We start from the raw sequence: 13,164 nt of genomic DNA, 5'->3' as shown, positions 1-13,164 counted from the left end.
GTCAGTGCTCGGGCCAGTACTCGTCGACGAGACTCACCGTCGAGGCGATGTTGGCTCGGCTCGACGCGCCGAACACGATCGATTCGAGGTTCGGCAGCGCGGTGACCCATTCGATCGCTTCGCGCGGCGAGATCGCGCCGCTGGCGAACACCGACATCGCGACAGCGCGGAACGGTCGCTTCTGCATCGCGTCGAGGTAGCTGTCCACGCCGCCGGACATGCGGAAGCCGAGCTTGTTGATGTTGGAGCACACGATCGGGTTCTCCACGCCGGCGCGGTCGAGATCGTCGAGCAGTCGCGGCAGGTTCATGGTGATGAAGCCCGGCTCGGCGTTGTAGCGCTTTCGGACATGGTCCGCGAAGATGCGGAAGGCATCGGTGAAGCCCAGGCCCGACAGCAGATCGACGATCACGTTCTGCAGCCAGATCACGGGCGTCGACAGGCCCGAGAACATCTTGAGCTCGGCGTCGATCAGCAGCGTGGCGACGCCCTCGATGTCCTTGCGCGCGAACGACGACGCGCCCCGCGCGATGGAATCGAGCAGGCCCTCTTCCGGGAGGAAGCGGCGCACCGCGCCGAGGAACCCGTCGTCGGTGACCGCATTGGCGTACTTGTGTGCGTACGGCATGCAGGGGAAGAACGTCATCTGGTCGTACCGGTCAGGATCTGCGCGCACCCGGTCGGCGATCTCACCGATGCGGTCGTGGGTCGTGCACATGAACGTGTGGACGCCCTCGTCGTAGGCGGCATCCAGCACCGACATGATCGCGTCGGTGTCCTGGAAGCGCATCTGCTGGGCGCGCGCCTTCTCCTCGGACATGTGGTTGACGCCGAAGAACTGGTTGTCGCCGAACAGCAGGCGGTCCATCGTCCGGGTGGACGGGGTGATGAGAGTCATCGTGCTCCTCCTCGCAGGGCGCGCAGTGCCGTGCCGAATCGGCTCGCGCGGCGCGGCGCGAGCGGGGTGATGGTCGCGGTGTGGCCGGATGCCGCGAGTCGCGCGTCGACGCGGGTGGCGTCTTCGCTGATCATCGCGATGACGCGGTCGGTCGCCGCGGCGGAACCGAAGTCGTTCTGGCCGTGGACGGCACGAGAGCGCACACGCCAGACGAAGGCGTCAAGTTGCGCACTGTACTCCTCGCCGCGCAGGTAGAACCACGGCGCTTCGGTGAGGTCGGTGGTGTAGCGGACGTTCCAGCCCGCGCGATAGCCCTCCGGGATCTCCGCGGTGTCGCGCAGGTACACCTGGATCTCCTGCCGGTCCGCGTGGATGCGCCCGTGCTCACCCCACAGGGTGATCTTGGTCGTCATCTTGCGCTGCGACTCGTCCGACCAGTTCGCGATGATCTGCGCGGTGCCCTGCGGGTAGTGCAGCGTCGCCGCGACGGCATCGTCGATCTGCGCCGAGAAGATGCTCGTCAGCTGGCTGCCGCTGACCGACTCCGGCTCGCCCAGGTACCACGTGAGCAGGTTGAGCGGGTGCGCCGCGTAATCGTAGAGGCAGCCCCCGCCGGTGGCACGCTGGCTGCGCCAGGTGCGTCCGGCCGGCTTCAGCACCACCGGCCCGTACGCTTCGGCGAGCGCGGTCTCGACCGTGCCGATCGCACCGAGTTCGAGCAGCCGCTGCACTTCGCGGAACGCGCCGACGAAGCGGTTGTGGTAGCCGACCTGCGTGACGATGCCTCTCTCCTCGGCGAGGGCGGCGAGTTCGACGCTCTCGGCGGGATCGATGACCAACGGCTTCTCGCAGAACACGTGGATGCCGCGGCGGAACGCCTCCCGGATCATTCCCGCATGCAGGTGGGTGGGCGTCGCCACGATGATCGCTTCGGGCCTGGCCTCGTCGAGCATCTTGCCGAGGTCTTTGTAGGTCGCTACTCCGGTGTACTTCGACAGGATGTCGAGAAGATAGCCGGTGGCGTCGCACACACCGACGAGATTGACCTCCGGGTGCGCCTTGATCATGGACAGGTGAGAGAGCCCCATTTTGCCGAGGCCCACGACGGCGACATCGATCACACCAGCACCTCCGTTCGTTGTGAAACATGGCCGTGGCGCGCGAGCGCCGTGAGCAGTGCGTGCTCGTACTGGGCGCCGATGTGCTCCCAGGTGAACTCTTCGCGGTACCGGGTTCGACTGGCTTCGCCCATCCGATGCAGCCGCCCGGCGTTCGGCAGGAGCTCGTCGAGCAGGACTGCGAGATCGTCGGCGTCGCGGAAGTACGCGTTGTCGGATCCGGCGACCCAGCTGTTGTAGCGGTTGTCGTGGGCGATGACCGCGTTGCCCGCGCCCATCGCCTCCACCAGTGACGGGTTCGTCCCGCCGACGGTGTGTCCGTGCACGTACACGGCCGCGTGCAGGCGCAACGCGGCGAGCCGATCCGCGTCGAAGATCGCACCGGGGAAGCGCACCTCGTCCGAGGCGGCGGAGCGGACGGCGAGGTGGTACGGGTCGGTGTCGGTGTACGGCCCGACCACGACGAGCGGCATCCCGCGGTGGCGTGCCGACCAGGCGGTCACGATCTCGAGCACGGAGTTCTCCGGAATCGGCCGGCAGACGACGATGCCGTACGCGTCGGGGGCGAGAGCGAGGTCGGAGACCGGTGCGACGGGTGCGCTGATGACCTCCGGTGCGCCGTAGGTGATGGTCTGCACGCGCCGTGCGCCGAAGTGACGCCGGAGATACGCGGAGATGACGGGGTGATCGCCGATGAGCACGTCACCGACGAGACCGGCGAGACGCTCGTTGCCCAGGAGGATGGCCTGTTTGGCGAGCCCCCAGCGCCGGCGGGTCCACTCCATCCCGTCCATGTTGATCACGTTCGGGATGCCGCGAAGGCGCGGCATGACGTCGAGGACGCCGGTGTTGTATCCGAAGGTCAACCACACATCACCCTCGCGGTGATGTGTGGTGGCGTGGCGGATCGAGACGAGGTCGAAGTGGGACGTGCCCTTCCAGCCTTCGCGCGGTTCCGGAACGAGCACCCGTTCGATCCCGTTCCAGCAATCCGAGGTGATGTCGCCGTCGCCGTCGAGCTGGCAGTACACCACGACGTTCCAGCCCCGATCGCGCAGGTACATCGCGACATGCTGTGCGGCAGTCTCGAACCCGCCGTAGGCGGCGGGGACGCCGTGCGTGCCGAGAATGCGGACCGTGCGTGTCATCAGTACGCTCCGTCCGGTCGCAGCATGACGCGCACCGTCCGCCACATGAGGACGATGTCCGTCATCACCGTCCAGTTCTCCACGTACCGCAGGTCGAGCCGCACGCTCTCCTCCCAGCTGAGGTCGCTGCGTCCTCCGACCTGCCAGGGGCCGGTGATGCCCGGCTTGATGTAGAGGCGACGGAAGACGTCGTCGTCGTAGGTGGCGACTTCGCTCGGAAGGGGAGGGCGCGGGCCAACGACACTCATGTCGCCGACCAGCACGTTCCAGAACTGGGGAACCTCGTCGAGCGAGTACTTCCGCAGGATCCGGCCCACGCGGGTGACCCGAGGGTCGTCGTGCATCTTGAACAGCGGGCCCGCGCCCTCATTGGCCGCGAGCAGCGCGGCGCGCCGCTCCTCGGCATCCACGGCCATCGAGCGGAATTTGATCATCCGGAACTCGTGGCCGTCACGCCCGACCCGTGCTTGGGGAAAGAACAGCGGACCGGGCGAGTCGAGCTTGATCGCGATGGCGATGACCGCCGCGATCGGCGCGAAGAAGAGGAGTGCGATCGAAGCGACCGCGATGTCGAGTGCGCGCTTGGCGAGGTAGGCGCGGCCGGTGAACGAGGCGATTTCGACGTGGATGAGTGGCAGCCCCTCGACGGGCCGCAGCGACATGCGCGGCCCGGCGACATCGGAGACGCGGCTGGAGATCACCAGTTCTGCGGCCGTGTTCTCCAGCTGCCAGGCGAGGTGCTTGATCTCGTCGGCGCCTTCGTCTCCGCGGCTGGCGATGATGATCGTGTCGGCGTCGAGTGCTGCGGCGGCTTCGGCCACGCTGTGCGTGCGCATCGCCGGGTAGATGGCGTCGCCGACGCGCAGGCTGTCGAGGTCGTCCCCGCGCAGCGAGGCGCCGACCACCTGGTAGCCCAGGCCGGGGTCGGCGATCGAGCGGATCACGTACTCGACGTCTGCGCGCTCGCCGACCACGATCGCGCGCGTCGTGTACGCGCCCGCGAGTCGACGGCGGATGAGCCAACGGCGCCAGAGCCAGCGCTCGAACAGCAGGACGCCGATGCCGAGCGGCAGCGCGACGAAGAGCTGCGCGCGGATGCCGTCGACATCGATGGCCACATCGATCATCGCGAGAAGGCCGAACGCGAACCCGGTCGCGTGGATCATGCGGGTGTACTCGGCGGCGCCCGAGCCGATGAGCTTGACGTCTCGCGTTGCGAAGGCGGAGAGCATCAGGAGCCAGATCACGGCTGTCGCGGCGGCGATCTGGAAGACGAGGCCAGGATCGGCGACGGCGAGCGGACCGCTCACCGCGCCGATCGAGACCACCGAGGCCACTGCACACGTGAAGGCGACCGCGGCGGCGTCGCTCGTGCGCAGGATCCAGCGGTAGCGGCGTTCCCACGACTGCCGGCGCTCGAGAGCGCGCGACGGTGGTGCGGCCGCGGACGCCCGAGACGCGATCGTCGGGAACGGGGAAACGAACCCGGTCGTCGCGATGCCCGTGGCGTCGTGAAGCGCGCTCATCGTGTGATCCCCAGCACGGACGAACGCAGCAATGCAGTCGGCATTTTGCCCCCCAGCAAACCGACGGACGAATCGAAATCCGTCCACCCCCAGTAAGACGACGCGAAGACCCCCGTCTCCTGCGGACCAACCCCCCGGCTGTCACGCGTGCGTCGTGAGCGACTCTACCCCGCGAATCGCGTCGAGCGCCACCGCGAGTATTCAGTCTGTGGACAGATGCCGTTCTTCCGGTGTTCTCCGGCCGCCGCGCGGGCATCCCGCAGACGGATTCATTAGACAATCATTGTCTCAGGGACAATGATTGTCTAATGTGAGCTGCGACCCGTCGTCAGCTTCGAAGGAGAAGCAATGCCCGCACGTCCGCTTCGTGAGCGCCCCTGGTGGGTCGCCGTCGTCTCCGGCATGGCGTCGTACATCGACTCCGCCGCCATCACCGGCTTCAGCACCTCGCTCGTGATTCTCCAGAAAGACCTCACCCTCGAGCAGTGGGAAGTCGGAGTCGCCGCCGGCGCTCTGACGCTGTCGATCGCGATCGGAGCACTGATCGGCGGCCGTCTCGGTGATCGATTCGGGCGCCGCCCCGTGTTCACTGCGACGATGGTGTTGGTGATCGTCGCGGTCGCGTCTCTGATCGCGGCGCCGTCGTTCACGATCGTGACCGTCGGCGCCGTGCTCCTCGGGCTCGGCACGGGTGCCGACCTGCCCGTCTCCCTCGCGACGATCGCCGAGGCGGCGACTGACCGCAATCGGGGGCGGCTGTTGGGGCTGTCCAACCTCCTGTGGATCGTCGGCATCGTCGTCAACACCGTCCTTGCGAGCATCGTCGGCGACCTGGGGCGCCCGGGTGCGCAGGTTATCTTCGCGCACATCGGCATCGTGGCCGCTCTCGTGCTCGTGGGGCGTCTGACCATTCCCGAGTCGGTGGCGTGGAGGGTGGCGCGCGACGAGCGGCGCGCCGGAGTCGCCACGGTGCGCGCCGACCGGGCGCGTGTACGCGACCTGCTGCGCCCGCCGTACGCCGTGCCGTTCCTCGCGTTGATGGCCTTCTACGCCCTGACGAATCTCGTCGCGAACACGAGCGGCCAGTTCGGCACCTACATCGTCGTGACCTACGGCGGTGCGACGGTCGGTCAAGCCGCGCTCATCGCGCTGCCGATGGTGCCGGTCGCGGTGCTCGGCTACCTGTGGTTCATGAAGATCGCAGATGGCCCGCGGCGGTTCCTCTACTTTCAGATCGGGGCCGTGCTCATGATCGTCTCCAAGCTGGTGATCGTGGTGGCCGGTCTCTCTCTCGTCACCTACGCCGTCAGCGCTCTGCTGGCGGCAGTGGGCGGGGCGTTCGCGTTCGAGGGGATCATGAAGGTCTGGACGCAGGAATCGTTCCCCACCCTGCTGCGCTCGACGGCGCAAGGCGCGATCATTTCGGTCGGGCGCTTCGCCGCGGCCGGACTCGCCGTGGTCACCCCCCTCATCCTGGATGCCGGGGTGACAACGCTGTACGTGCTCCTCACGATCTTCAACGTGCTCGGGCTCGCGTGCGCGTGGGCGGTGTTCCGGCGGCGGGCGGTACCGCACGTCTTCGACGAGGAGGCCGCGCCCGATCCCGAGGCCGCTTCGACGGCGGGTGCGGCATGACCGACCGGTCGGCCGTGCGTGTGGTGCGTGTCGACATCGACGCCCCGGCGCCCGGTCTCCCGGTCCCATCGCCCTGTCCGCGGATGGGCTGGCGCGTCGAGGCCCGCGAGCCGGCGTGGCGGCAGGAGCACGCCGAGGTGCGCTGGGTCGTCGCCGGTCGGACGCGGTCCGCGCGAATTGCGGGGGAGGGGCGGTTCCGCATTGCCTGGCCGTTCGCCGCGCTGGAGCCGCGCGAGACGGGCGCGCTGTCGGTGCGGGTCGTGGGTGTCGACGGGAGCGTCAGCGCGTGGAGCGACCCGGTGCGTGTCGTCGCCGGATTCCTCGCCGACGACGAATGGCATGCGGAGTGGATCGGCCACCCCGCGCCGCAGGCTCACGCCCAGCCCGCCCTGCTGCGGTGCGAGTTCGACCTCCCGGACCGCGGCAGCGATGCCCCCGCGGTGGTGCGCGCATTGCTCTACGCGAGCGCCGTGGGCGGATATCGGGCCGCCGTCAACGGGCGCGACGTCGACGATCACGTGCTCGCGCCGGGGTGGACGCCCTACTCGTCGCGCACGGTGCACGACACCGTCGAGGTCACCTCGCTCGTCCGTGCCGGGCGCAACTGCCTGAGTCTGCGCGCGGCCGGGTTGTGGGCGACCGAGCACTTCGGCTTCCGTCAGAACGCCCGCCCCCGTTACGGAGACCAGCCGCGGGTCGCCGCGCAGTTGCTTCTCGAGTTCGCCGATGGATCTCGTCGGTGGGTGCGCACGGATGCGTCGTGGACGGCATCCACCGGCGCCCTCCTTGCCAGCGGGCTCTATGACGGCGAGACCTACGATGCCCGAGCACAGCCCGTCGACGCGGCCGGCAGGGAATGGGACGAACCGGGGTTCGATGACGGTTCGTGGGCGCCGGCGCGCGTGTATCCACGTGAGACGATTCCCGGTCCGCGGGTCTCGCCTCCCGTGCGGCGGATCGAGCAGCGGCATCCGGTCGCGCGGATCGCGACCGATGACGGCGCGACGATCCTCGACTTCGGTCAGAATCTCGTAGGCCGGCTGCGCTTGCGCGTCGCGGGCCCTCGGGGTACGCGGATCACGCTCCGTCACGCCGAAGTGCTCGAGCACGGTCGCCTCGGCACGCGTCCGCTCCGCCGCGCCGCGGCGACCGACCGCTACACGCTCGCGGGCACCGGCACGGAGGTGTGGGAACCGGAGTTCACGTTCCACGGCTTCCGGTACGCGGAGGTCTCCGGCTGGCCGGGCGAGATTCCGGAAGGGGCCGTCACCGCGGTCGTCGTGCATAGCGATCTCGAACGCACCGGTTCATTCCGCACATCGCATCCGCTGCTGCAGCGCCTGCACGACAACGTCGTGTGGAGTCTTCGCGGCAACGTCGTCTCGATTCCGACGGACTGCCCGCAGCGCGACGAGCGTCTGGGCTGGACCGGCGACATCCAGGTCTTCGCGCCGACGGCGGCCTTCCTGTACGACGTCCGAGGGTTCCTCGACTCATGGCTGCGTGATCTCGCGCTCGAGCAGGCCGCCGACGGGACGGTGCCGTTCGTGGTGCCCGACGTCATCGGCATCGCCCGGCCGGCGGCAGCGTGGGGCGACGCCGCCGTGATCGTCCCCGACGTTCTCGAGCGTCTCCTCGGCGACGCCGACACCGTGCGCCGGCAGTACCCGAGCGCGAAGGCGTGGGTCGATCGCTGCCTGGAGCTGGCCGGACCGACACGCGTCTGGGAGGGGGGCTTCCAGTTCGGCGACTGGCTCGACCCCACCGCGCCGCCGGATCGGCCGGCGCAGGCGATGACCTCCACGGGGCTCGTGGCCACCGCTCAACTCGCGCGGTCGGCCCGCGTGCTCGCACGCGCGGCCGCGCTGTGCGGCGAGTCCGCGGATGCCGTGGCCTATGCGGCCGTGGCGGAGGAGGTGACCGCGGCGTTCGTCCGCGAGTTCGTGACCCCCGCCGGGCGGCTGATGTCGGATACCCCGACCGCGTACGCGCTCGCTCTCGTCTTCGAGCTGCTGCCGGAGGAGCTTCGAAAGGCCGCCGGTGATCGCTTCGCCGATCTCGTCCGCGAGAACGGCTACCGCATCGCCACCGGCTTCGTGGGCACTCCGCTCGTCCTCGATGCGCTCACCATGACCGGTCACGACGCCCAGGCGGCGCGGCTGCTGCTGCAGACGCGGTGCCCGTCGTGGCTGTACCCCGTCACCATGGGCGCGACGACGATCTGGGAGCGCTGGGACTCGATGCTCCCGGACGGGTCGATCAACCCCGGCGACATGACGAGCTTCAACCATTACGCGCTCGGAGCGGTCGCCGACTGGATGCATCGCGTCCTCGCCGGGATGACGGCGCTCGAGCCCGGATACCGCCGCATCCGGATCGCGCCGCACCCGCTGGTCGGCATCGACGATGCGGCGGTGACGTACGCGTCGCCGTTCGGGCAGATCGAGGTCGGTTGGCGCCGTGGCGGCGCGCGTGTCGTCGTGGAGGCGGTGCTGCCGACCGGCGTCGAGGCGTTGGTTCGTCTGCCGGGGGCGAGCGCGGACGTCGTGGTCGGTACCGGAACGTATCGCTGGGAGGTCGTCGTGGCGGAGCCTCCGGTTCCGGCTTCGGTGAGCCTGGACAGCGCGCTGGCGGAGATCATCGATGATGCGGACGCCCTGGCCGTGGTTGTCGACGCGCTCGATGCGCATCGACCGGGAGCGGCCGACGCCATGTTCGCGGCGACGCGGTGGACGCGGCAGCAGACGCTCGCCGAGGTGGTGTTCCAGTATGCGTCGCCCGCCGTGCAGGCCCAGATCGGCGGGCGTCTGGCCTCGCTGTCGGCGAGTCGGCAGAGCGCCGCCCCGCCGAGTGGCGATTAGCTCAGAGCGTCGACCACCGCGGCGCGGCGAAGGGGCGCGATACGCGGAGCATCGTCCCAGATCTGCGTGAGTCGTCTCGCGTCGAAGGCCGGCCATCCCGGGTCGCCCGTGGCGATGAACGACACCCAGGCGGCGTGCATCGCGCGAGCGAGCTCGGCCGGTGCAGCGGGGCCCGCCATGCGGATCGCCTCCTCCTCGTCGAGCCGGTCGAACGTGAAACCCAGCTCCAGCCCATGGGCCGCGCGGAGGTCGCGCACGGGGCTCTCCCAGGCGAACTCGTACACATAGGTCGGTGCCGGGCGCGCCGTCGCCGCCCGCACCAGCGGGGCGCGCAGCATGCGATCGGTCAGCAGCTGTCCCAGCACCTCGCCGGGGGAAGCGTCCGGCAAGGCGCCCCGCACCGCGCGGGCGGCGCGTTCGGGGCTGCGAGTCGCGCGGCGCGCGAGCCAGGACTTCACCGGTCCGATGCTCGCGAGCGCGTCGGGGGTCAGCCAGAGCCGATACTCGTCGGTGTTGGTTCCGATCAGCAGCGGGAGCTCGGCCTCCGCAAGCACGTCGAGCGGTGAGGCCGGAAGGGTCTCCGGGTCGATCGTGGGCTGGAAGCCGGGGGCGCCGCGCACCGGTGAAGATCCCGCGGAGATCTCCGAGCGGGCCTGCACCAGCTCGGCGGTGGTGCGGGCGGTGAACCCGTCGCGAGTCGCGGGGATTCCGAGGTGGCGCGCGATCGCGTCGGAGGCACGGCGGGCTTGTACCTCGCGCTGCGCTTCGAGCGGTCCGGACTGAATGATCGCGCCGGCCACGAGGCTGCGGGAAGCCGGCCGGGCGATCAGTGCGGCCACGAGCGCGCCCCCGGCGGACTCGCCCATCAGCGTGATCCGCGCGGGATCACCCCCGAAGGCGGCGATCTCGGTGTGCACCCATTCCAGGGCCAGGGCCACGTCCAGGATGCCGATGTTGCGCGGCGCGCCCTCGAGCACGCTGAACCCTTCGGCGCCCAGTCGGTAGTTCGCCGACACGAAGACGATCCCGTCGCGGGCGAAGGCGGTGCCGTCGTAGACGGGTTGAGCCGAGGCGCCCCGCTCGAGCGCGCCGCCGTGCAGCCACAGGACGACGGGCCGGGGGTCGACAGCGCGGGTCGCGGGTGTCCAGACGTTGACGGTCAGGATGTTGTCGCCCTCGATCACGGGGCAGCTGAGCAGTTCGCCGATCTCGCCGGGGTAGGGCGACTGCGGCGCGGTCGCGCCGAAGCTGTCGGCGGTGCGCTCTTGCGTCCAGGGTCGGGCGGGGACGGGGGCCGCGAAGCGGTGCGCGCCCACCGGGGGCTCGGCGTACGGGATGCCGAGGAAGCGGTCGATCCCGTTCTCCCGAAGCCCGCGGAGTGCGCCGGTCGACACGTCGATTCGCACGGTCTCCGTCATGGCATCTCCGCTCTCGACGTGGTCAGCACGTCGTCAATGATTGTCGCTTGGACAATGATATCGGATTTCACGGCCCATCGCCGGGGCGCCACGGTGTCGCGGCATCCTCCCAGGTGCCGCCGGCGATGCGGTGTACGTCGCCATCGACCTGGCGGTCCAGGTCGCGCACGAGCCGCACGAGCAGCGCTTCGAAGCGCACGCGATCGTCCTCGCTCCAGTCCGCCAGAGCGCCGGCGAGGTCCATATCGCTGGCCGCCACGATGCGGCGAGCGACCTCGCGTCCCGCGGGCGTCATGCCGATCATGGTCTCCCGGCCATCGGCGGGGTTGGCCATGCGGCCCACGAGACCGGCCGCTTCGAGGCGCCGGACCACCTTGCTGAGGTTCGAGCGCCCCGTGTGGGCGGCGTCCGCGAGCTCGGTCGGCCTCGCCACACCGCGGTAGGCCAGTTGATTCATGACGAGGAACGCGAGCATGTCGCCGGCGAGAGGGAACTCGCTGCGGTCGAGGAGGTCTTCGCGCCTCGTCGCCGACGAGGCCCACGTCACGACGGCCTGCATCGCCGCACGGGCGTTCAGGCCTCCATCGCCGACGACCGCGCGCATCGTCGCGGGCGTCGCATCGAGCTGGACGGGCGTGACGGCGGGGCGGGGCACGCTCTCATTGTCGCCATTGTCAGGTCATGGTGCCAGCCGGGCGGGGCGAGCGGTTGCCGCGCTGGAGCCGTTCCAGCTCGGCGATCTGCGCGTCGATCTCCGCGGACAGCAGCGGATGGTGGATGTGCGTGGTGGGATCACGGGTGTCGAGTCCGAGGTCGTCGGTCATCACCACGTCGATGACGTCGATCGGGCACTGCGCGCACGCCACGGCGAACGCGGTGTCACCGTTCTCGCTCAACACGAGCGCGTCTTCGAGGCACTCCAGCAGCTTCAGCGCGCCGGTACCGGAGCTGGTGACCGCGTCGATCTCGTCGACGTCGATCGTCTGCAGGCGCAGCAGCGCGGCGTCGATGGATGCCGCTTCGTCCGTGTCCGCGGCGGTGCGACGCTCGACGAACGTCAGCGCCTCCGCGGCCGCGGTCCGTGCCGCGGCATCCGGCAGATCATCCGCGTGCGCGGCGAACAGCCGTCGCGCGCACCAGGCGCCGAACGCGAGGCGCGCCGAGGACGGGAGACGCTCGATCGCCCTCTCGAGCGTTGCGAGGTACGCGGGGAACGAGTCGATCGTCATGACCGGTGGATGCGGCGATCGGCGCCGGTCAGCCGCGCTTGCGCCTGGAGGTCGGCGATGACGGCGGCTTGCGCGGCGAGCTCCTCGGCGAAGAAGGCGTCGTCGAGCGGGTCGGTCTCGGGGCGCAACGCCCCGCCGTGCTTGATCGTGTTCAGCACATCCACCGGCGCCCAGAGTGCGGTGAGCGCGTCGGTGGGATCGGGGTCTGGTGTCACGGCGATGCTGAGTGCAGCCTCGGTCGCTTCCATCAGTTTGAGGACGCCGCTGTCGGAAGGTCTCGTGAAGTCGAGGTCGTCGATGTCGATGTCGCGCACGGCGGCGAGGTGCGCGGACAGCTCGTCCCGGAAGCCGGCGTCGAGCGTGCCGCTGCGGAGGGTGCCGGCGTCGACCACCGTCCACGCGGCGTCGAGCGCGTCGCGCAGCACGCGGCGTGCGTCGCCGTGCTCGATCTCGTCGAGATAGGCGCCGTAGGTGTCGTCGAGGTGGGTGGCGCTCCAGGCCGCGAGGAAGAGGAAGTCGGCGGCGCCGAGCGGTGTCAGCTTCGCGCGCGTGCGTCTGCTGAAGGAGGCGTAGGTCACGGCCATCGGCTCTCGCCTTTCGTCGCGTCAGTGCTGTCCGACGTTCAGGCTACCCCGTCGTCATGCCGTCGCTGTGGGCGCGACGTGAGCGGCGTGAGCGCGGCGGAGATCGGTCACGAGCTGCTCGTGCAGCGGGTGGACGAAGATCGCGGGTCGCCCGCTGCTCATGCTGAACAGGTAGCTGTCGCCGGTCACGGCAGCGGTGAAACGCACCTCGGCGTCGGGGTGTTCGTGCAGCAGGCGTTTCACCCGCTCAGCTACGCGCTCGGTCATGTCTGCCTTCTGAGTGAGGCTGAAAACGTAGCAGTCGGATGCCGCAACGCCGGTGGGCTGGCGCGGGGCATCCCTTCGGTGCTATGCGACTGCGGCTGCGGCTGGCGTCGAAGGGATGAACTCGCAGGCCTCTCCGCCGATCAGCGGCGAGGGGCGGCGAGTCGGACATCTCCATGGGCCCCACACCTCGGGCGTCTGCCGACCTGGGGCGGCCGCCTTCGCCGCGGGCTTCGGCATCGTCGCCGCGGTGCTCCTGGGCATCGTGGTCGTCGCGGCCGTGGGGAGTCGATGGGCGGCGTTCACGCTGGCCCTCGTCGCCCTGCTCTTCAGCGCCTACCTCGGCGTGGGGCTGGCCAGTGGCCTCCACTCCGCCCGGCCCCCGGCCGAGAGAGTCGACCCGAGTCCGCTACCGTGCCAGTGCTACAGCGGCAGCGTGTGCGAGTGCGAGTGCCCCGGAGGGTAAGCGTCGAGTCGCGGATG

At 69.8% G+C, this 13,164-nt stretch carries 12 protein-coding genes; 3 read left to right on the top strand and 9 right to left on the bottom strand.

What is annotated here, in order from left to right:
- Nucleotide 1: 1 nt before the first annotated feature.
- The 4 genes from I5I_RS10085 to I5I_RS10070 are packed head-to-tail and all read right to left on the bottom strand — an operon-like array spanning nt 2 to nt 4,690.
- Nucleotides 2-898 carry a hypothetical protein gene (locus I5I_RS10085; protein ID WP_204365822.1) on the bottom strand — a complete coding sequence of 299 codons (897 nt, stop codon included), beginning with the start codon at nt 896-898 and terminating at the stop codon, nt 2-4.
- Nucleotides 895-2,019, bottom strand: coding sequence for a Gfo/Idh/MocA family protein (locus tag I5I_RS10080; RefSeq protein WP_051039568.1), 1,125 nt, complete (start codon nt 2,017-2,019; stop codon nt 895-897). Before I5I_RS10080 ends, I5I_RS10085 begins: the two co-directional genes overlap by 4 nt.
- Nucleotides 2,016-3,164: a DUF1972 domain-containing protein gene (locus I5I_RS10075; protein WP_051039567.1), complete on the bottom strand. Its 1,149-nt coding sequence runs from the start codon at nt 3,162-3,164 to the stop codon at nt 2,016-2,018. The genes I5I_RS10080 and I5I_RS10075 overlap by 4 nt, the downstream gene beginning before the upstream one ends.
- Nucleotides 3,164-4,690 carry a sugar transferase gene (locus I5I_RS10070; RefSeq protein WP_036319019.1) on the bottom strand — a complete coding sequence of 509 codons (1,527 nt, stop codon included), beginning with the start codon at nt 4,688-4,690 and terminating at the stop codon, nt 3,164-3,166. Before I5I_RS10070 ends, I5I_RS10075 begins: the two co-directional genes overlap by 1 nt.
- 348 nt (nt 4,691-5,038) lie before the next feature.
- On the opposite strand from I5I_RS10070, the gene I5I_RS10065 reads away from it, so the two are divergent.
- Both I5I_RS10065 and I5I_RS10060 read left to right on the top strand, forming a co-directional pair.
- Nucleotides 5,039-6,325 (top strand): MFS transporter, encoded by a 1,287-nt coding sequence (locus tag I5I_RS10065; protein ID WP_036319018.1) that lies wholly within the window; start codon nt 5,039-5,041, stop codon nt 6,323-6,325.
- Complete coding sequence (locus tag I5I_RS10060) at nt 6,322-9,186, top strand: alpha-L-rhamnosidase (RefSeq protein ID WP_036319017.1); 2,865 nt, start codon at nt 6,322-6,324, stop codon at nt 9,184-9,186. The genes I5I_RS10065 and I5I_RS10060 overlap by 4 nt, the downstream gene beginning before the upstream one ends.
- Here I5I_RS10060 and I5I_RS10055 read toward each other — a convergent pair.
- The 5 genes from I5I_RS10055 to I5I_RS10035 all read right to left on the bottom strand — a co-directional run bounded on the left by I5I_RS10055 (nt 9,183) and on the right by I5I_RS10035 (nt 12,684).
- Nucleotides 9,183-10,604, bottom strand: a complete 1,422-nt coding sequence (locus I5I_RS10055) for a carboxylesterase/lipase family protein (protein WP_036319016.1) — start codon at nt 10,602-10,604, stop codon at nt 9,183-9,185. The genes I5I_RS10060 and I5I_RS10055 overlap by 4 nt on opposite strands.
- A 67-nt stretch (nt 10,605-10,671) precedes the next feature.
- The gene (locus I5I_RS16070) at nt 10,672-11,259 is read right to left on the bottom strand and encodes a MarR family winged helix-turn-helix transcriptional regulator (protein ID WP_051039566.1); all 588 of its coding nucleotides are present in this window, start codon (nt 11,257-11,259) and stop codon (nt 10,672-10,674) included.
- 19 nt (nt 11,260-11,278) lie between these two features.
- The gene (locus I5I_RS10045) at nt 11,279-11,833 is read right to left on the bottom strand and encodes a hypothetical protein (protein WP_036319015.1); all 555 of its coding nucleotides are present in this window, start codon (nt 11,831-11,833) and stop codon (nt 11,279-11,281) included.
- On the bottom strand, nt 11,830-12,417 hold the full coding sequence (locus tag I5I_RS10040; RefSeq protein ID WP_036319014.1) for a hypothetical protein: 588 nt from the start codon (nt 12,415-12,417) through the stop codon (nt 11,830-11,832). Before I5I_RS10040 ends, I5I_RS10045 begins: the two co-directional genes overlap by 4 nt.
- 54 nt (nt 12,418-12,471) lie before the next feature.
- Nucleotides 12,472-12,684, bottom strand: coding sequence for a hypothetical protein (locus I5I_RS10035; RefSeq protein ID WP_051039565.1), 213 nt, complete (start codon nt 12,682-12,684; stop codon nt 12,472-12,474).
- Nucleotides 12,685-12,799: 115 nt separating this feature from the next.
- Here I5I_RS10035 and I5I_RS10030 point away from each other — a divergent pair, with 115 nt between their 5' ends.
- Nucleotides 12,800-13,147: a hypothetical protein gene (locus tag I5I_RS10030; RefSeq protein ID WP_036319013.1), complete on the top strand. Its 348-nt coding sequence runs from the start codon at nt 12,800-12,802 to the stop codon at nt 13,145-13,147.
- The last annotated feature ends 17 nt before the right edge of the window (nt 13,148-13,164 follow it).

The organism is Microbacterium sp. B24 (genome assembly GCF_000333415.1).
Lineage (GTDB): Bacteria > Actinomycetota > Actinomycetes > Actinomycetales > Microbacteriaceae > Microbacterium.
This window is presented reverse-complemented; position numbering and strand designations above follow the sequence as displayed.

Excerpts from the sequence above, each read along its gene's own strand:
- I5I_RS10085 (WP_204365822.1), bottom strand. The coding sequence starts at position 898 with ATGACTCTCATCACCCCGTCCACCCGGACGATGGACCGCCTGCTGTTC.
- I5I_RS10075 (WP_051039567.1), bottom strand. The coding sequence starts at position 3,164 with ATGACACGCACGGTCCGCATTCTCGGCACGCACGGCGTCCCCGCCGCC.
- I5I_RS10070 (WP_036319019.1), bottom strand. The coding sequence starts at position 4,690 with ATGAGCGCGCTTCACGACGCCACGGGCATCGCGACGACCGGGTTCGTT.
- I5I_RS10065 (WP_036319018.1), top strand. The coding sequence starts at position 5,039 with ATGCCCGCACGTCCGCTTCGTGAGCGCCCCTGGTGGGTCGCCGTCGTC.
- I5I_RS10060 (WP_036319017.1), top strand. The coding sequence starts at position 6,322 with ATGACCGACCGGTCGGCCGTGCGTGTGGTGCGTGTCGACATCGACGCC.
- I5I_RS10055 (WP_036319016.1), bottom strand. The coding sequence starts at position 10,604 with ATGACGGAGACCGTGCGAATCGACGTGTCGACCGGCGCACTCCGCGGG.
- I5I_RS10045 (WP_036319015.1), bottom strand. The coding sequence starts at position 11,833 with ATGACGATCGACTCGTTCCCCGCGTACCTCGCAACGCTCGAGAGGGCG.
- I5I_RS10040 (WP_036319014.1), bottom strand. The coding sequence starts at position 12,417 with ATGGCCGTGACCTACGCCTCCTTCAGCAGACGCACGCGCGCGAAGCTG.
- I5I_RS10035 (WP_051039565.1), bottom strand. The coding sequence starts at position 12,684 with ATGACCGAGCGCGTAGCTGAGCGGGTGAAACGCCTGCTGCACGAACAC.
- I5I_RS10030 (WP_036319013.1), top strand. The coding sequence starts at position 12,800 with ATGAACTCGCAGGCCTCTCCGCCGATCAGCGGCGAGGGGCGGCGAGTC.